13 protein-coding genes are annotated in these 20,456 nt (G+C 37.5%); 7 read left to right on the forward strand and 6 right to left on the reverse strand.

The features are described 5' to 3' along the window. Nucleotides 1–85: 85 nt before the first annotated feature. On the reverse strand, nucleotides 86–988 hold the full coding sequence (locus tag RM049_RS00610; protein WP_322671720.1) for a methyltransferase domain-containing protein: 903 nt from the start codon (nucleotides 986–988) through the stop codon (nucleotides 86–88). Between the two features lie 977 nt (nucleotides 989–1,965). On the opposite strand from RM049_RS00610, the gene RM049_RS00615 reads away from it, so the two are divergent. The 6 genes from RM049_RS00615 (at nucleotide 1,966) to RM049_RS00640 (ending at nucleotide 11,853) form a co-directional block, all read left to right on the forward strand. Further along, entirely contained in the window at nucleotides 1,966–3,408 is a 1,443-nt protein-coding gene (locus RM049_RS00615; RefSeq protein WP_322685411.1) for a sugar transferase, read from the forward strand. Nucleotides 3,409–3,620: 212 nt separating this feature from the next. After that, nucleotides 3,621–5,054 (forward strand): oligosaccharide flippase family protein, encoded by a 1,434-nt coding sequence (locus RM049_RS00620; protein ID WP_322702813.1) that lies wholly within the window; start codon nucleotides 3,621–3,623, stop codon nucleotides 5,052–5,054. Nucleotides 5,055–5,151: 97 nt separating this feature from the next. Next, nucleotides 5,152–6,255, forward strand: a complete 1,104-nt coding sequence (locus tag RM049_RS00625; protein ID WP_322702814.1) for a glycosyltransferase family 4 protein — start codon at nucleotides 5,152–5,154, stop codon at nucleotides 6,253–6,255. A gap of 65 nt (nucleotides 6,256–6,320) precedes the next feature. Further along, complete coding sequence (locus RM049_RS00630) at nucleotides 6,321–7,481, forward strand: O-antigen ligase family protein (RefSeq protein WP_322702346.1); 1,161 nt, start codon at nucleotides 6,321–6,323, stop codon at nucleotides 7,479–7,481. Between the two features lie 276 nt (nucleotides 7,482–7,757). Then, nucleotides 7,758–8,954 carry a glycosyltransferase family 4 protein gene (locus RM049_RS00635; protein WP_322671725.1) on the forward strand — a complete coding sequence of 399 codons (1,197 nt, stop codon included), beginning with the start codon at nucleotides 7,758–7,760 and terminating at the stop codon, nucleotides 8,952–8,954. Between the two features lie 670 nt (nucleotides 8,955–9,624). Further along, nucleotides 9,625–11,853 (forward strand): GumC family protein, encoded by a 2,229-nt coding sequence (locus RM049_RS00640; protein ID WP_322671726.1) that lies wholly within the window; start codon nucleotides 9,625–9,627, stop codon nucleotides 11,851–11,853. A 263-nt stretch (nucleotides 11,854–12,116) separates the two neighbouring features. Here RM049_RS00640 and RM049_RS00645 read toward each other — a convergent pair whose 3' ends face one another. From RM049_RS00645 to fabI, 5 genes are all read right to left on the reverse strand, one after another. Continuing rightward, complete coding sequence (locus tag RM049_RS00645; protein WP_322702815.1) at nucleotides 12,117–13,502, reverse strand: choice-of-anchor Q domain-containing protein; 1,386 nt, start codon at nucleotides 13,500–13,502, stop codon at nucleotides 12,117–12,119. 830 nt (nucleotides 13,503–14,332) lie between these two features. Next, on the reverse strand, nucleotides 14,333–15,802 hold the full coding sequence (locus RM049_RS00650; protein ID WP_322685417.1) for an SLBB domain-containing protein: 1,470 nt from the start codon (nucleotides 15,800–15,802) through the stop codon (nucleotides 14,333–14,335). A gap of 498 nt (nucleotides 15,803–16,300) precedes the next feature. Continuing rightward, the gene (locus tag RM049_RS00655) at nucleotides 16,301–17,284 is read right to left on the reverse strand and encodes an ABC transporter ATP-binding protein (RefSeq protein WP_322702816.1); all 984 of its coding nucleotides are present in this window, start codon (nucleotides 17,282–17,284) and stop codon (nucleotides 16,301–16,303) included. Between the two features lie 497 nt (nucleotides 17,285–17,781). After that, a complete protein-coding gene (gene hisB / locus RM049_RS00660; RefSeq protein ID WP_322671730.1) occupies nucleotides 17,782–18,423 on the reverse strand; it encodes an imidazoleglycerol-phosphate dehydratase HisB in 642 nt (213 codons plus the stop codon). Between the two features lie 81 nt (nucleotides 18,424–18,504). Then, nucleotides 18,505–19,281 carry an enoyl-ACP reductase FabI gene (gene fabI / locus RM049_RS00665; RefSeq protein ID WP_322671731.1) on the reverse strand — a complete coding sequence of 259 codons (777 nt, stop codon included), beginning with the start codon at nucleotides 19,279–19,281 and terminating at the stop codon, nucleotides 18,505–18,507. 379 nt (nucleotides 19,282–19,660) lie between these two features. Here fabI and ntcA point away from each other — a divergent pair, with 379 nt between their 5' ends. Next, nucleotides 19,661–20,332 (forward strand): global nitrogen regulator NtcA, encoded by a 672-nt coding sequence (ntcA, locus tag RM049_RS00670; RefSeq protein WP_017652326.1) that lies wholly within the window; start codon nucleotides 19,661–19,663, stop codon nucleotides 20,330–20,332. Nucleotides 20,333–20,456 lie beyond the last annotated feature (124 nt).

Below are 20,456 nucleotides of genomic sequence, written 5' to 3' on the forward strand. Positions count from 1 at the left end.
ATCTTGTGCACCCCTACTAATTATTTGAACTCCAAAGAATTGCAAACAGCTATAACACTTATCAAACTAAAAAGTTGCTTGCTCTTTAGTTTTTGACTATTACCAGTGCCTTCATTTCAGCATTGAGCAGAGGTTGATGATAATTTTTTTGGAGGTCTGGCACAGGTTTCCCATCTACAATAACTTTGTAGATTTTTGCATAGCAGTTGCTCGGTAAATTTTCAACAATTCTTGTTTTAAATGCATCAGGACTATAAGTTCTAGCAAAGCCTTCATATGCACCCCATCCAGCAAAGCTTGCAGTATTGTCAAAAATTGTAATTGCTTTGTCAACATTGGGCTTCTGAATCCGTTTATTGTTCCAGATTTCTGCATATTCGTTAGTTAAAAATAGCGGTGCAATGACAAGTTTTCTGCCCACTTTCAATAAACGTACTGCCTCTTTAATAAACTTAATATCCAAATCATCTTGAAAATGCTCAAAAGAATGATGACAGCTAATTCCATCTAAAGATTCATCTGGGAGAGGGATCGCATCAATAGAGCCACCAATGTACTTAATTCCATCTGTGACTTTTCCGTCCAATAAGGAGTCTTGACAGTAAGCATTCAATTTGAACTCCGAAACTGCCATTAAAGCCTTTATATATTCAGCTTTCTCACCACCAGCAGCATCTAGTATTTCATCACCTTCTTTCAAATCTAATAGACTCATTGTCGTCAGATATTCAAGTGGCTTAGAATGGATGTAATCAAGCTGATTATATTTACTTAATACATCCGAATTTATAAAATCCCTATAATCTTTTTCAGAAAAATATAAATTGTTTATCTCTATTTGGACTTTGCCTATTTCCGAATCATTTGTTGGTCGTAAAATCTTATTAACTTTTAAATTGTTTAGACGCAAATTTGTCAGCAAACGCCATTTTTTATTGTTTAAAAACCTGCCCAATCGATCTACTATATCTAATTTGCTAGTCACCATACTTTCACCCTGTGTCTTATTGATTGAAATGAAACTCGAAATTATTGCAGTTTAATCCCAAAAATCAAATTTCTGTTTTATCGAATAAATACAAACACTTACACGTAATTATAAAGGTACATTATCCTATCTCAGTAAAATCTACTTGATGAAAGATAGTTTTTACAAAATCTTCATTTTGTCTCTAATTATATAAATTTAATGTAAAGTCATAATCTTATTTTTTTGGATAATTTAGCCAACCTTATAAAACTCAATTAAGTTTGTAACATCAGCCTTCTACTCTAAACTACAGTCTCATCTTAAGGTTGCTGCCCTTTTAAGACTTCATTCAGAAATGTCTATGAAACTGACTTAAGTCACCAATGTAAAGTTTTATTACAAAAATCAAACTTTTAATGCATTTTGTTATAAGTTATGTAATATAATTTTTAATCAGTAATTCTGCGTAAGAACAACAGATAGAATAAGACAACTTTATATTCAAAGCTGAATTAGTCTAAATAAATATGCTAGAGTGATTTCTGAGGTTATATCAATAATTCTATACCTCGAACAAAGAAGTGAAACTCTCCAAGATATCTGCGATATCCACGATCGATCTGATGTATTAGTAACCTGGAAAATTATAATATTTTATTTTTATGTTTGCCTACTTGCTTGATTCTTAACATCCGCAGTTTTGTTTAATTACTAATAATCTAAATTGGTCAACAAATCCTTTTTTTCATTAAATTTGTACAGACTAAAATGTGATTATATACTGCAATCAAACCTAAATATCTCGTTAGTAAAACAGCACTCAACCCGACCTGGAAAATGTTTTTGATCGAGAACTTAAAGTTACTCTAAAGAAAATGATTAAGACTAAGACTAAAAATTCCAGGTTTATTTGTAAATAAAAATAGTGAAATAGCTAAATTGTCTTGTATTTTTAAGCTCCTATCAAATTTTACCTACACCAAGTGTTCCTACTCATGAGTAATCAAAGCATTACAACAAATAAATTCAGTGAAGCACCTTTGGATTTACGTGCATCGACGTTTGTCACAGTACGTAAGGGTTCGTGGTGGTTAAGATTAACAACATTATTCTTAGTAGACTGTACTCTTTTATTTTTAGCTTGGGTTTTAGCAGCATATCAATCTACTGATGGACACTTTAGTTGGTATATACCGAGCCATTATTTACCGATTTTAACAGCTATTGGGATTCAAATAGGATCGCTAGCTATCGAAGGAATTTATAGAGAAGGTCAAAAACGTTATGACTATTTCAATATTATCAAATCGCTAACTTTTGCTCATGGATTAATACTATTAGTTAGTTTTTTGTATAAACCAGTTATTGATATAACACGTCCAAAATTAATATTATTACCTTGGTTGCTAAGTGTATTTTTTGTTTGTACTGGTAGATATGCTGTAAATATTACTCTTGAATATCTACGCAAACAAAAAAAAATAGTTCGTTCTTCTGTTTTCATTATTTGCGATCCTCAGGATCACGAGCAGATAGAGAGTTTTATAAAAAAAGAAAAGCATTACATTATATCTGGAACTGCGAATGCCAATTCACTAGACAGATATCAGCGTCAGCAAACATTGACTCAGCTTAATCAACTAGGAGTGACAGAAGTCTTTATATCTTGGGATGCGCTAAAAAATAGAATGTTTTTGTGCTGGTTGTTTCAAGCATCTGGGATACAAGTACATATTTTACCGATGGAATTAAAACCAATTTATAAAAACGTACAATTCAACAAAATAGGAGGAATGCCTTGTTTAAGTTTGGATTGTCCGATAATTACAGGTAAAGATTTTTGGATAAAGCGTAGCTGTGATTTTTGTTTTGCAACTTTATTTGTAATGTTCTTATTCCCCATTTATATAGCTATAGCTATAGCTATAAAACTTGACTCTCCAGGCACAGTATTCTACAAACAAACGCGTATAGGTCTACATGGTCAACAGTTTAAAGTATGGAAATTCAGAACAATGAGGTCTGATGCGGAAAAGTTACAAAAAGAATTAGAAGCATTAAATGAAACAAAAGATGGGATTATCTTTAAAATTAAAGATGATCCTCGCATTACCCGTGTTGGAAAATTTCTCCGTCGTTACAGTTTAGACGAATTACCTCAACTTTTTAACGTTATCCTTGGAGAAATGAGTATAGTGGGACCTCGCCCTTTACCTACCAGAGATGTTGAAAAGTTTGCCGAACATCATTTTATTCGACATGAAATTTTACCTGGTATTACGGGTCTTTGGCAAGTCTCAGGTCGCTCAAATATTTTAGATTTTGAACAAGTGATTCATCTCGATATTAGCTATATCGAAAATTGGTCACTAAGGTTAGACTTTGAAATTCTCCTTAAAACAGTTATGGTGGTTTTGCAAAAAGATGGTGCTTACTAAGAGAAAAATCTCTAGCTGGGCAGCTATGATTAGAGAATTTACTTTTCGTATAAATCAATAAAATTATTGCAGTTTTCAGTTTAATTTGTGGCGGATTCAATTTAGATTTTTTACATTACACAGAGGATGTTCTAAAAAATCTAGCAGGATATATCCGAAAAAATCATGATGACTCAAAATGAAAGAATTAAGCTGAATTAAGAATTATAAGAATGGTAGAAAAGTACAAATTCATAAGTAATTCCTTCTCAATGATACTCAATCGTTTAGTACAAAGTGTTACAGCCTTTGTGTTAACCGCTTCGATTGCTCGTACTCTAGGAGCTGAGGCTTTAGGGCAGTATCTACTAGCATATAGCTACTATTTTATTTTTGTAGGCATTGCTTCACAAGGGCTAAAAACATTGTTCACTAGAGAACTAGCTCGTGAACCACAAAAAACATCAGTCTATTTAATGAGTGGTACTTGCTTACAGCTAATATTTAGTTTTTTCAGTTATGGAGCATTGGTGATTGTAGTATTTTTACTTCCCTATAGTACTAAAACCTCGACTGTTTGTTACATAATGGGTTTAACGATTATCCCCTTTGCGCTTTCTAATATCACAGAGGCAATTTTTCAAGCGAAAGAAAAGATGCATCTGATTGCGATCGCTACAGTGCCAGTTTATATTTTACGCCTAATAATTATGATTTGGGCGATGCAATTAAAATATGGAATTGAATATTTAGGGGCGATCCTAGTGTTTTCTGAAACACTAATTTTAGTAATTGAATGGATTTTTATCGCTCGGTTAGTAAAAATAAAATGGCAAATTGATAGAAATTTTGTCTTGAATACAATCAAAAATGCGCGCACATTTTTTGCTATTGAAGCAATAGCTGTAGTAATTGGCAGAATTCAAATACTGATCCTTTCATTATTAGGAAACGAGTTTTTAGTAGGTTTATTTGGCGGAATAACACAATTATTACAACCGTTTTTGATTATTGCTAACAGTATGAGTTTAGCAATATTTCCAAGGCTTTCAAAAGCAGTAGAGCAAGGAAGGGAAAAGCAGAGGCAGATAGCTGAAAATCTTATCGAAATCCTACTAATCATCGCATTGCCCTTATTTCTTGGGATCTTATTGTTTGGCAAAGATTTATTAGTTTTTCTCTATAATGCTAGCTTTGCTGAAGCAAATATAGCTCTTACGATCAGCGCTGCATCACTTATTTTTTTGCCGTTTACCCGCTCACTGACTTATTTACTTGTAGCCAATGGTTTCGAGATAGTGAACCTACGTGAAGTAGTTATTACCAGTACATTAGGGAGCTTAGGAGGTGTGGTATTAGTTTCGCGCTATCAGTTACTAGGTGCAGCTTTAATGGTATTATTAATGACTATTTCTGGTTTTAGCCAGTATATTTATTTCACCTATACTCGCCTATTTTCATTAAATTTATGGCAAATTGTGCGCCGACCATTAATAATAACTATTGTAATGCTACCTATATTAATATTTTTACAAAAACTTAGTTTAAACTTTATATTAACTCTAATTATTGCAACTTGTGTTTATACTTTATTTGTAGCTTATTTAGGTATTCGTGCATTTGGAGGGTTTCGGTTTTTATGGTTGAAATTGTTAAGATCGCAGTAATGTAATTAGTCTCAAATAAATTATTATTAACTCATAAATAAAAAAATATAAAAACTGATGAAATAAAGAATTTAAGAGGGAGGATATAATTGTAATTATGATTAAAGTTGCTTTATTACATTTTAGCTTTGAAGATTACACTATTGAATTAGCAAACAGTCTGGTTAAATATGTTGATTTAACGCTAATTCACCCGGAAAAAGTTTCAAATGTCTGTAGCAATGTTCTCGATCCCAACATCCGCGTAATTAGCTTTAAAAAACCACGGATTCGCGATCCACGCAACCTATTGTCGATGTACGCGATGATGCGTATTATCAAAGACATACAGCCGGATATCTTGCATGTGCAAGAAACTAACGATCCTTGGTATGATTGGGCTTTGTTACTCAACAAAATGCCGCCATTGGTGACAACTATCCACGACATATTCCGTCACCCAGGAGATAGCATGGCTGTATTCGGTTCAGAGTATACTAGGCGTATTGCCTTCTATCGTTCCCAACAATTGATTGTTCATACTCATCAACTAAAAAAGATTCTAATTGAACAATTTCGTATACCTCAAGAGCGAGTCAATGTTTTACCACATGGGGAACTTGGTAGTTTGTATCAGCGTCGGGGTAAGAAATATAGTCAGACTCGCGATCCAAATACGTTACTATTTTTTGGCCGCATCTGGCCATACAAAGGATTGAAATATTTACTTCAGGCTATGCCTTTAATTGCTGAACGTATACCTGAAGTCAAACTGATTATCGCTGGACGGGGAGAAAATATCAAACAATATTTCCCTAATGGTTATGATGAGAAACACTACGAAATTATCAATGACTTTATCCCCCTTGAAGAAGTAAGTAATCTATTTCAACGCAGTACGATAACAGTTCTACCATACATAGAAGCCTCTCAAAGTGGAGTGGCAGCCTTATCTTATGGGATGGGAACCTTGGTTGTAGCCTCTGAAGTAGGGGGATTAAGTGAGATAATTCAGCATAAAAAAGATGGTTTGTTAGTTCCACCTTGTGATGTTCAATCTTTAGCTGATGCCATTATTTATTTGTTAAGCGATCGCGATTTGCAACAAGGTATGCAAGCTGCGGCATTAGCTCGCTGTCAGGAAGATTTAAATTGGTCAAATATTGCCGCTCAAACAGTTCAAGTTTATTATAAAGAACTGAATATGCAAAATAAATATTAGTTAATTTATTTATGAGGAAAATACTAATTTTTGCTGAACAGGTATTCACAATTTTGAGCTTGCTGATGTATTCAGGGGCAATTTTTGTTGTTGTACTGTCAGGAGGAGCAGGGCAGACTGATTTAGTAGAATATGATAGCTCTGTGATTCGAATTATTTATTCTTTAATCTACCTAGTTACCTTAGTACTATTAGTTTTGCGTTGGAAGAAAACTCTTTATTTCCTTAGGAAAGACTTTTGGCTTTATTCTTTAATTTTATTGTCAGCTTTTTCTATTATTTGGTCTTTTGAACCATCAACAACATTAAAAAATAGTTTTTCCCTGATTAATTCCAGTTTATTTGGACTATATTTTGCTTCGCGATATAGCTTAAAACAGCAGTTACATTTACTTGCTTGGAATTTTGCAATTATTATAATACTCAGTTTTGTTTTTGCCATAGCTTTGCCTAAATACGGAATACAGAGCGATTTGGATGGCTCAAAGTGGCGTGGAGTATTCACGCACAAAAACGGTCTGGGAGCAAGAATGGTAACGAGTAGTATGACTTTTTTTATACTTGGTTATCAAACTCAAAGACGTAATTGGCTTTTCTGGGCAGGGTTTGTCTTGTCAATACTACTCTTACGGCTTTCTGCTTCCGGTTCATCTTTAGTTAACCTATTAATCATAATATTGACATTTTTTGCTTTTCAAATTTGGCGTTGGTCTTACCAGTTCATGGTACCAACCCTAATAATGATCGCTACTATCGGCCAAAGCTTATATTTTTGGTTGTCTAGTAACGCGAATGTCCTGTTCAATGCAATTGGTAAAGATGCGACGCTGACGGGTCGAACAGAGTTGTGGCCATTAGTAATTGATAAGATTTGGAAACATCCTTGGCTTGGTTACGGTTATGGTGGATTCTGGCAAGGATGGAATGGCGAATCTGCCGATATTTGGCTTGCAGCTGCATGGACGCCAAGCCACCCCCACAATGGATATCTGGCTCTTTGCCTAGATTTGGGTCTTTTGGGCTTAGGAGTCTTCTTTTTTGGATTTTGGCGCAATTATCTCCAAGGATTTGCTTGGGTGCGTAGTAGCAAAACAGCATTTGATATTTGGCCACTTATACACATGACATATATACTTTTATCTAGCCTCACTGAGTCTAACTTAATGGAATCAAATAGTTTGACTTGGATACTCTATGTGGCGGCATCTCTCTCAGTCAAAATCTAAAAATCAGATGATTAATCAATATAATTGTAACCAGCTAATAACAGCAAAACTGATAGCTGTCATGATGTGTATATGCATATTTATTATTTAATCCAGTTTCGCCAAGTTATGAATATAAGTTCCATAAATGAGGTATATTTTAGACTTGACGACTGAGTGTTTTACTAAAGTAGCCTTTCACATTTACCCTGGCTATACCCATAAATTCAGGGTTTCAACCATTTTTCCGAGTGAGTGAATAATTACTGACTAAACTAATTAAAAATTGAAATTATTATGGCATCACCGAAAAAAGTATTAATTATTGTTGAAAATCTCCCAGTTCCTTTTGATAGACGGGTATGGATGGAAGCAACTACTTTGCAAAAAGCTGGGTATGAAGTTAGTGTAATTTCACCTACGGGTAATGGCTTTGAAAAAGATTACGAAATTATTGAGCAGATTCACATTTACCGTCACCCTCTACCACCGGAAGAAAGTTCTGTCATTGGCTATCTCCGAGAGTACAGTTGGGCGATTAACTGGCAATTCCGTCTAGCTCAAAGGGTATGGCGAGAGCGTGGTTTTGATGTCATACATATTTGTAATCCGCCCGATTTACTTTTCTTGGTAGCAGCATGGTTTAAATTATTTCATGGTATATCTATTATCTTCGATCATCACGATCTCAGTCCAGAAATGTATGAAGCTAAGTATCGTCGGCGCGATATTTTTTATTATGGATTACGCTGGGCCGAACGCTTAACCTATGCCACAGCAGATATGGTAATTTCAACGAACGAGTCACACCGAGAAGTAGCTCTTAAGCGTGGGCACAAGAAACCAGAGAAAGTATTTGTAGTTCGTAGTGCGCCGGATCTTTCGCGCTTTCGCCGAATGCCTCCAAACCCCAATTACCGCAGAGGTAGAAACTACTTGATAGGTTACATGGGTGTCATGGGAGAACCAGAAGGTATCGATTATCTCTTAAGAATGGTATATTACATTGTCCACAAAAAAAATCGCTCTGATATTCACTTTATGCTAATTGGTAGTGGTCCTATGGCAGAAAAGCTCAAGGACTTATCCAAAGAGTTAGAAGTGAATGATTTTGTAGAATTTACAGGGTTTAAGCAAGGTGAAGAACTTTTAGAGCGGCTTTCCAGCTGCGACGTGTGTGTAGAACCTTCTCCAACATCTGCTTATAACGAAAACTGCACTATGAATAAAATTCTTGAATACATGGCAATGGGAAAAGCAATTGTCCAGTTTGATTTGCGAGAGGGAAGACGTTCTGCACAAGAAGCATCTCTTTATGCCAAACCTAATGATGAGGTAGAATTTGCCGAGAAAATTTTGGAACTTCTAGATTCTCCTGAACGTAGACAAAAGATCGGAGCCGAGGGCCGACGTAGAATGGAGGAAATTCTTGAATGGCAATATCAAGCTCCAAAACTGTTAGATGCTTACGATAAAGTTTGGCAAAGTAGGTAGCTACTTTAACTTTCAGAATTACTATATTAAGTAGTAAGTGAGTTGAGTAATGAGTAAATGTTTATGGTCAAAAATTACAAAATGACTAAAGAACGAGTTTTTTACTTGACTTTGAAATTTTTGCTTTGGCTAAGATAGTTAATATGACAAGGAATCTAGCCGTATAATATCTAAGTAAAAAATCCATCTAAGTAAAAAATCAAGTCTTTGATAATCCAAAAATAAATTTGAATGAATATTAGTGGTTGATGGCTAATGCAAAAAAAATTTAATTTAACCTCTTGTTATTAAAGGGTTGATTTATGGGAAGGCAGTTATAGTTAGGACGTAGTTAACTCACTTGAAATCCCAAAGCTAATAAAGGTTTTGCTCAATAAAGGTACACACACTACCGTTATAGATTTGCACTCAATGGGGACTAAATTTTTCACTTAAATATATACTACAATACATTTCATTTAAGCACTTCTTGCTTCTTTTATTTGCGTCTTTGGCGGTTCGTTAAAAAAAGGATTTCGATAAAGAGTTAAGCTTTAACTGAACCGTATTCGTCTATACTATGTTTTATATTGTAAAATTATACATAATCAGTATTGTCAATTGCACTGGTTTGTGACTGTTATAAGTCAATTTTGAGTTTCTTGCTTAAGACCTGTACTTTGGAAGATTTATGTCAGAAAAATCTATGGAATCTAGAGAATCTATTGATTTAGACCTTAATCGTTACTTATTGATATTGAAACGCTGGTGGTTGCCTGCTTTCAGTATATTTGTGGCGACAGTTATTCTGAGTGCCATATCTACACAATTTCTGAAGCCAGACTATGAAGCAGAAGGAAAACTGTTATTCAGGATTCCCAGTTTTAAAGTAGCAGGCAATAATCTTTACCCTGATACCTCTGAAGGAGGAGAAGCAGGAGATCTGAAACCATTGGTAGCAACTCAAAATCCCATAAGCAGTCAAATAGAAGTTATTTCTTCCCCAGCTTTATTACAACGGACAATAGACAAACTACAACTAAAAGACAACGAAGGTGAACCTTTGGAGGTGAAAGCATTACTAAAAGCCCTGAACCTAAAAATTGTTGGTGGGACAGATGTATTGCGTATTACTTATAAAAGTCACAATCCTGAAGAAGCAGCAGCAGTAGTCAACACAATTATGAGGTTTTATTTAGAAAATGATATTCTGACAAATCGCTCTGAGGCAGGAGCGACTCGTCAGTTTATGGCCAAGCAACTTCCTACAACTCAAGCTGCTGTTAATAATGCAGAAGTAGCGCTACGTATATTTAAACAAAAGCATCAGATTGCAGATTTATCAGAGGAAACAAGGTCAGCTGTTGCGACTATTGGAAATCTAGACAATGAGATGAATACTGTTAAGGCTCAACTGGATGAGGTAAATGCCCAAACCAATCAACTACGGCAGAAAGTAGAGCTAAATTCTCAGGAAGCGATCGCTGTGAGTGCCCTCAGTCAGTCACCAGCAGTACAGGGAATTCTTACACAACTCCAAGAGACCGATCGGCAGTTAGCGGTTGAGCGCAGCCGTTTTCTAGATGATAACCCAGTAATTATTAACCTAGAAGCAAAAAAAGCGAATTTAAAATCTCTCCTACAACAGCAAGTTGGTCAGACTGTTGGCAATCAAACACAAGTTCCCCAGAGCCTATTGCAGATTGGAGAACTCAGACAAAGCCTGATACAAAACTTTCTGCAATCAGAAATACAACGTTTTGGCTTAACTCAAAGACTCTCGTCACTATATAATTCTCGTGCCAGCTATGAACAGCGGGTGAAACTCATACCCCAGTTGGCTCAAAACCAGCGGGAGTTAGAACGGAAAGTTGAAGTTGCAGAATCGACCTATCAAACTCTATTGAAAAAGGTTCAAGAATTACAGTTAGTTGAAAATACAAATACCCCTAGTTCCCGAATTATTGCTCAGGCTTTAGTGCCTGAAGATCCTACATTAACCAAAAAAATAATTGTTTTGGTGCTAGGAGTCATGTTCGGTTTGTTTTTTGCTACCACAACTGTACTTTTTCTCGCGATGAGAGATAGATCTCTAAAAACACTTAAAGAAATTAGAGATGTATTTGGATATACTTTGCTAGGAATTGTTCCTTTGTCTGTTAAAAAGCTTCGTTCCCGTGATTCCAATGCAGAATCAACGTCTCAAACAGTTGCCGTCAGAGATACTCCCCACTCTTTAACGAGTGAAATGTACCGAATGATTCAAGCAAATCTGAAATTCTTAAGTTCAGATAAATTGCTTAAAACCATTGTGATAACTAGTGCAATTCCTAAAGAAGGCAAGTCTACAGTTTCAGCTAATTTGGCAGCAGCGATCGCTCAACTAGGACGTCAAGTTTTATTAATAGATGCAGATATGCGAGTTCCTTCTCAACATCATCTCTGGCAATTAACCAATGAAGTTGGTTTAAGTGAGGTTCTCGTAGGTCAGGCTGAATTTAACATTGCCGTATCTAAGGTAATGGACAACCTTGATGTTTTAACTGCTGGAGTTAGGCCTCCCAACCCACTTGCTTTGCTTGACTCAAAACGGATGGCATCACTCATTGATAGTTTCTCATCCCAGTATAAGTATGACTTTGTAATTATTGATGCTCCTCCACTGCTTTTGGCAGCCGATGCTTTGACTTTAAGCCAAATGACTGATGGTATTTTGTTAGTAGCCCGACCCGGAGTAATTGATTCCAACAGTGCTAATGCTGCTCAAGAGATATTAGAGAGATCCAATTACAACGTTCTAGGTTTAGTAGTCAATGGAGTCATTGATAAAAATGAATCTAGTAGTTATCGATATCATTCTCACGAATACTTTAACCCAAGAGAGTTGAAAAAAGAGCTTAAGGGACTGGCGAAAAAATAAAGCTTCTAAAAAATTATTTTAGGAGTTACATCAAGTCCGGATAAATATTTATTAATAAAGACTGACGTAAAGACGCCAGAAGTTTTAAATAATAAGTAATTAACCGGACTAAGAATTATTTATATAGCGCTCCTAGATCGGATAAGATATATCTTCACTGTTTTGCTTCGTGGCTGTTGCTGGCCTTCTTGAATTGAGTTGTAGACAAAAGCTATATATCAATAAAAACTTTATCCTACAACCCAATGCCATACTTTTAACTACTACCGATTTTCGTATGCTCCTCTATCAGGTGCAGAACCGGACACACGAGGATTGCCTAGAAAATCAGTTTTCAAACTACTCCACTTTAAGCCACTATTAATTGCCGGACTTGTTGATTTCAATCTAAAGTCACGAGCCGAGGCATTAACAAACTGTGGATCTGCAATCATATCGTTAGGCCCTGTAATCTTGATTGTCGAATTATTACGATAAACATTGTAGTTATAACTGACGTTGACATTTTTCATATTGCTATTCGCAACATTACCAGGGGAAGGATACATAATGTTATTGAAAATTTTGACATCAGACGAATAACCCGCATAAATTTCGCCTTTTCCCTTTTTTTTAACTTCTGGACTTTGCTGATTCAAATATGCCGTGTTGTTGATAATATCGATATGCTGACTATCATGGGAATGAATACCTGAACCGCCATTATTGTAGGTGAGATTGTTTGCAATTAAAATCCGTCCTCTATATCCTTTTGAAACATCAACAATAATACCATTACCGTCTGAAATCGTTCCGGAACCAATCCAAGGAACGTACATTCGATTATTGTAGCTTCTGTTATTGGTCACAAATATCTTGTATCCCTGCTTGTTGTCAGAACTCCAATTATTAAGCAGGGAAATGCCACTGCAACCATGAACTGTGTACCAAGCGTTATTGAAAACAGTGTTATTATCCACTTTCACATAATCAGCTTGGATTGCTGAGATACCTGCTCCTCCACAATCATGCACTTTGTTGTTTAGAATATTTATATGATGAGAACGGCCTTTGTTTCCTCCATCAATGCTTATGCAATTTCCGCTAGTAAACTGATTTGATGTGTTATATTTCTGACTTAACGCATAATTACGGGTGATATTAGCATTGTTCCCTATAACCTCCAGCTCGTTAATCTCGATGTATGAAGCTCCATTTGAAATCGAGATACCATTCCACGTATTGTGCTGAATTTTTGGAAAATGCCCAGGATATGCTTTATATTTAATCCATGCATTTGCAGTTCCAGAACGTTTAATACTTAGTACAGCACCGTTTTTGGGCCCATTTTTGTATTGCCCGTTCATAATAAGTACCGTGTCGCCAGGATTAGTCAGGTTTGCTGCCCTTTGAAGTGTTCTAAAAGCGGATGAGGTAGAAAGTCCGCTATTTCTGTCGTTTCCGTTACCACTAACATAGTATGTTGTCCCAGTTGAAATACCACTGATCAACTTGCGGTTAGGTAGTGGTGTTTCCTGAATAGTGGATGGCTGAGGAACATCTTTAAAGAAAGACTCTGTTATTCTCTGCCCTTGAACCAGACCTGTTAATGCCCAGGGAAGTACAAGAGATGCGCTCAAACTGAGAAAACCGAAACCATGAATCATCATAGGGAAAAAATAGGGTATGTTGCAAAAACTCAATCGTTAACGGTTAGTAACTCTAGCCTTAGTTAATAACCCAGTATTGGATACGGTCGTATCACTGCCACTTGTAAGTTTATACACGGTTTTATAGGTTTAAACCTGCGCATTTTCGCGTAAATATGGCTGAACCACCTTTTGAGCTTGTGTTCCAAAAAATTGCAAACATCTGATAAAGTCACTGAATAAAAAATATCAGTATCCAGAGTTACCCTATTCATGAACACCAAGCAACCGTACAAATGGCGTCATTTCCAATTCGACATCATTCTACTGTGTATACGCGGTATCTGTGGTTAAAATAGTATATCTGTCATCAATTAGTTGATTTACTTAAATAATTCTTATGATAATAAGAATCACTGAATGACTAAAAATCAGTGATGAACTAGTATTTACGAAATCTGCTTTCTAAAATATTCTCATTATCATAAGAAATCCGAGTACCTACAATAAAGATTTCAAAAGCCTATCAATGCACATTATAAATTTACAGTGAGAGTTTTAAAGTTTACAGTATTTTTTTATAGGTAATATTACTTAAAATTATTATAATGACGGATATATAAAAGTGGTCAGATAGCTTAGAACATTGGCAAATCAGAAGAGAGCGGCTGTCAGAGTATTTATAGCAGACTTGTCTTAACAAGTATCACAGCATTTAGAAAACGCAAGTTGGAAGAAGCAATGTCTTGTGAAGCGTTTGTTATGTGTAACTTGCTTTTGATTAAAGGATAGTGCAATTTTAGGGACGAAGAGGGTTGGCTAACGTCCCCAATTTGCATCTATCTTTTAAACTAAAGTCCGAATAAGTTCAAAAGATTAAAGATAACACCTAGAGGTCCAGTTATGGTGTTGACGGTATCGCCAGTCTTAGCTGAACCAGATCGGTTGACTACTACAACGTCATTATTGCGGAGTATGGGATTAGTTTGCTCATTAATCCCAGCCGAGAAATCCACTTTTACTATACGTTTAGTGACAGAACCATTAGGGTTGAGGCGAATTAAATCAACAGCACTACTACTAGCTCTGGCATCATTAAATCCGCCAGCAGCGAGTATAGCTTGATTTAAAGAACTATTTGGTTGAACGTCTGTTAGACCTGGTTTTTTAACTTCGCCTACCACACCAACCTGAATCCGTGTAGGAGACAAAGTAGTCGTAGCTAATTGAGTCGCTTCTGCGGGGTTAATTTCAGTTGCCGTCGGAATAACAATTGTATCTCCGTCTTGCACAATGATGTCTTGATTGGCATCACCACTCTGTAACAGTTGCCAAAGATTAATATCTATAGATTGTTCTGAGCCAGTTCTTGTAGGTCGGCGTAGCTTGAGATTACGCACATCAGCTTGTGCTGTAATCCCGCCAGCTAATTGAATTACTCGTGTCACATTTGGTAAACCAGTGGGACTGGCAGTGCCACTGTTAGGGGTTGCGCCCACTTGGCTATCTGTATTACCTGGGGTGACAAGATACGAACCAGGACGGTTAACTTCACCAATAATTGTTACTGTGCGGGGTGTGGTTTGACTGGCGGCAAAGTTGGATGCAAATATATTGCGAGATTCTGCGACGTTGAAGTTGGTTGCTGTTGGCACAACTATAGTGTCTCCATCCCGCAAGGTAATATCCTGCGATAACTTGCCTGTTTGAATGAGTTCTTTCAAATTGAGGGTGACAGATTGCTCTGAAGAACGTCCTATTCTACGCCGTAATTGAACTTGAGTCACATCCGCAGCTAAAGTCACCCCCTGCGCTGTTGTTAATGCGGCTAATACAGTGGGGTATTGTACGCCTGGATTGTTCCCGGCGCCTCCACTCAAGTTTAGAGTGTAAGCTCCAGGACGTGTCACCTCTCCAGCAACAAAAATATTTATAGGACGAGGAGACAAGAGATTGACTGAAATCAAGGGACGTTTGAGGAAGCGAGCATATCTTCTAGCTATTTCGTCAGAAGCTTGTTCAGTTGTTAGCCCTAATACCGATACACTGCCAATTAAAGGTAGGTTGATTGCTCCACCGGGAGGAATTTGGTATTCACCTGTATATTCAGGTACTTCAAATACATTTACACGGATGAGATCGCCGCCTCCTAATGAATAATTAGTATCTAATTGTGTTTGTGTAATTGGTGGTTGTGTTGTTGGTGGTAATGGTTGTCCCTGAGCTAGACTGGCAGATGACACAGCGGCATTGACAGCAGTTAACAAAGCCATACCTACAGCTGGCTGAATTAGGAATTTAGACAAACTTTTGTTAAGCATATTTACTTGAGACTCTGAAACTACAATCAATAAAGTACTGTCTAAACATTTTTATTTTGACTATACCTAAGTATTCATGTTCCCCGACACTCTTATTTTCCTAGAAAAGTGTGATTTTCCGGAGGAAATTTGTTTATTGAAGTTAAATTTTTAGTGAAGTTAGCTTAAAGTTAATGTTGCTTGAATAGAGTAATATCAAAAAACATAGGATTTACGCCAATAAACCCAGTTTCTACAATAAATTATCTGTTAGCTAACAATCAAGTAGTCACGAATAAATTTTTATTGTCAGAGTTAATTTGATGACATTTAAAATCTGTGATGAGTAGTAAGGGACTACTAAAATTAGGAACAAGTTCATTAAATAAATACAAATAACCTTGAAAAAATGTCGGAATTTTATTTTTTGTAGATTGTGTTGGCAAAGAGAACTCAAAAAGGCAGAATTTTGGGTTTTGTTCTTCAAGCCAGTCGACAATTTACTATTTGGCAACAAGACTAATTTAAGGGGTTGTTTTTTCTTTGGATCTGTTGAATAAAAAATTCTTCTAGGGATTGACGTGACAAGTTAATGGCGATAATTTTACCTTCCATAAGACGAAGACTGGCAAGAAAATCATAGTAACCATCTTGTAATGTACCGTGCCAGGAACCATCAGGCTCAAATATGAGAGTGGGTATCCATTTTTTGAGAATTTCCCAGTCACCACCTTGACCTTTTACTTGATATGTGTCATTTATGCCTAAGAGTTCATTGAGGGAACCAGAGCAAATTAGTTCACCTTGAGCGAGGATGGCAATGCGATCGCAAATCTGTTCTACTTCACTAAGAACGTGGCTGTTGAAAAAAATCGTCTTACCAGCAGCTTTGAGCGCCAGAATAATTTCTCGCATTTGGTAGCGTCCCACCGGATCGAGACCAGACATTGGTTCATCTAGAAAAACCAAATCTGGTTCGTTAATTAGCGCCTGTGCCATACCAACACGCTGGAGCATTCCTTTGGAATAGCGGCGCAAAAGCTTTTTACGGGCATCAGCTTGGGATAAACCTACTAATTCCAATAGTTGGGGAATGCGCTGGCGTTGGACACTTTGGGGAATTTGGAATAACCCAGCAGCAAGCTGTAAAAACTCCCAACCAGTGAGATAGTCATACAAATAGGGATTTTCTGGCAGATAGCCAATATGTTGCTTAACACTGCGATCGCCTATTGGCTTATCGAATAATAATCCCCGTCCAGAGGTAGGATGAATAATTCCCAGCAACAATTTTAAAAGGGTGGTTTTACCAGCGCCATTAGGCCCCAACAACCCAAAGGTTTCGCCTTTGTAAACCGTTAAAGAACAGTTTTTGAGAGATACGACTTTTTGATTTAGCCAAAAACCAGTGCGATAGACTTTTCGCAACTCAGAAGTTAGGACTACTGGCGGAGTGTCTGTCGTATTAAGTTGAGAATTAGGGTCATCTGCAACAGACTTCATCTCGGTTAAATCACTATTTATCAGCTTGGTATTAATTAAAAATTACCCGGTAGGCTGATAATAACCATCACAAACGAGTGTGTCAATTAGCTCAAACTGGTGAGTGGGGATTGGGAAGACAAGGGTGGATTTTTCCCAATGCCGAATACAACTCTTGAAGAGGCTGCGCCCGAAGCGTAGCTATGCCGCAGGCTTTACGACTACGCGATAGTTGAGCGCAGTCGAAACTCAGTACAAGTGCCCAATGCCCAATGCCGAATGGCACGCTTGTTAACGGCAAACCTATTATTCGTAAGGCTTTTGGGTGTGGGGTGTGGGGTGTGGGGTGTAGTGAGCAAGAAGTTCATTGATGTTCGCACGAGGATTGTACTTTTCTTACTTTTTCCCTACACCCTACACCCTACCCCCAACACCCAGCCCTAGCAGGGGTTTTATCTTTTCTTAGTGCCATTCGCCCAATGCTCAATGCCTAATCCCAATATTCAATTTGACTCCTGTCATAGAACTCCCTTAGAACTGGGAATAAAGCCAGCACGTCGGGGGTCAATTTCTACCGCCTGCCGTGTTGCTCTTGCAAAGGCTTTAAATGTCGCTTCAATAATGTGATGGGAATTAATACCATCCAGTTGCCGAATGTGCAGTGTCATTTGGCTATGGTTCACCAAAGCCACAAAAAATTCTCGCACCAGTTGGGTGTCATATGTTCCTACCCTCTGAGTAGGAATTTGCAAGCCGTAGCTGAGGTGAGGCCGTCCAGAAAAGTCTAGCGCTACCTGAACTAAGGCTTCATCCAGTGGTGCAAGAAAATTACCAAAGCGGACAATGCCTTTTCTGTCGCCTAGTGCTTGGTTGAAAGCTTGCCCTAAAGTAATGCCTACATCTTCGTTGGTGTGATGGTCATCAATTTCCCAGTCTCCCTTGGCTTGGACATCTATATCAATCAGCCCGTGGGAGGCAATTTGATGCAACATATGATCCAAAAACGGAATGCCTGTTCCTGCTGTGCAAGTTCCTCTACCATCCAGGTTGATGGTAACTTGCACATCAGTTTCACCAGTAGTGCGGTGAACAGTGGCAATCCGAGAAGTTTCAGTTAGGCGATCGTAGTTTGAATTAACTTGGCGATTGGTTGTTTGCATGGGGAGTGAAAAGAGTTAGGAGTTAGAAGTTAGGAGTTAAAAATTCATAACTCATAACTCCTAACTCCTAACTTTATCGCGTCACATTCCCATAATTTCATATCCTGCATCTACATATAGAATTTGTCCGGTAATCCCACTGGACAAATCACTACACAAGAAAGCCGCAGCGTTGCCTACTTCTAGCTGAGTGACGGTGCGTCGTAGGGGAGCTACTTCTTCTACATGATGAATCATATCCAAAATTCCACCCACTGCTGAAGATGCCAATGTACGGATGGGGCCTGCGGAGATGGCATTCACGCGGATATTTTGCGGCCCTAGTTCAGCAGCCAGGTAACGCACACTCATTTCTAAACCCGCTTTAGCAATTCCCATAACGTTGTAGTTGGGGATTGCCCTAACACCACCTAAATATGTCAGGGTGACGATACTACCTCCCTCTGTCATCAAAGGTTTCGCTGCACCACTTAATTGCACTAGTGAGTAAGTACTAATTTCTAAGGCGGTGTTGAAGCCAGAACGAGAGGTTTGGCTAAAATCTCCACTTAAATCGTCTTTGCTGGCAAAAGCCAGACAATGGATGAGGATATCTAGCTTTCCCCACTGTTCGCGAATTGTCTCAAAGGTAGATTTAATTTGGTCTTCATCTTGGACATTACAGGGAAGAAATAAGCTGGGGTTAAGAGGTTCTACCAACTCCGCGACTTTTTTCTCCATCTTGCCGCGTTCATCCGGCAGGTAAGTAATACCCAGGTTTGCTCCAGCTTTGTGCAGTTGTTGGGCGATGCCCCAAGCGATCGAGCGGTTATTGGCAATACCTGTAACAAGGGCATTTTTTCCAGTCAGATTTAGCATATAAATTGTTAATGCGATCGATCATTAGGAGCATACTAGAATCTGAGGCACGTTTTGTCTTTGTTTTATACAGGCTTGACAAAAATGAATATTGCTAAGGGTGTTTGCTGTGACAAAAACCTTGATTTTTTATAAAGATATTCTCAAGATATCTTTATTTGTTCTTCAAAAAACCTTTTGAATATAGCTATTGGAAGTACTTATCAACAATTAGTAGCTGAAAGGATCAACAATTATGTATCATTATAAACAAAGAGTTATGAAGAGATTAGTTGGAGTATAGGAAAGTACAGAAAGGTTGACGGTGCTTTATTCATTTTTCGGGTGTATTCTTAGGTAATCAGTTTTTGTTTTTCCGGCATTGGGTAGGGGAAGGGAGATGATCGTGACACAAGATAAAGCCCTAGCAAATGTTTTTCGTCAGATGGCGACCGGGGCGTTTCCGCCAGTTGTGGAAACGTTTGAACGCAATAAAACGATCTTTTTTCCTGGCGATCCTGCCGAACGAGTTTATTTTCTTTTGAAAGGTGCTGTTAAACTTTCCAGGGTGTACGAGGCAGGAGAGGAAATAACGGTAGCGTTGCTGCGGGAAAATAGTGTTTTTGGTGTATTGTCATTGCTGACAGGAAATAAGTCGGATCGGTTTTACCATGCGGTTGCATTTACGCCTGCGGAATTACTGTCAGCACCAATTGAACAAGTGGAACAAGCACTCAAGGAAAATCCAGAATTATCAATGTTAATGCTGCGAGGTCTGTCTTCGCGCATTTTACAAACAGAGATGATGATTGAAACTCTTGCTCACCGAGATATGGGTTCTAGGTTGGTGAGTTTTTTGTTAATTCTTTGTCGGGATTTTGGCGTTCCTTGTGCAGATGGGATCACAATTGATTTGAAATTATCTCATCAAGCGATCGCAGAGGCAATTGGTTCAACTCGTGTTACCGTTACTAGGCTACTGGGAGATTTGCGTGAGAAAAAAATGATTTCTATCCACAAAAAGAAGATTACTGTGCATAAACCTGTTACCTTAAGTAGACAGTTCACATAAAAACAATTGGAGAAAGGGGAATCGGCGCGTGTTCTATTTTGAAAAATGACACTAATAGCTAGAGGTAAATCTAAAATTGAATAATTTCAGCTATTGCCAATTTCCACTTCTTTCCAGACAATGC

This window comes from Nostoc sp. DedQUE04, assembly GCF_034530995.1.
Classification (GTDB): Bacteria; Cyanobacteriota; Cyanobacteriia; order Cyanobacteriales; family Nostocaceae; genus Nostoc.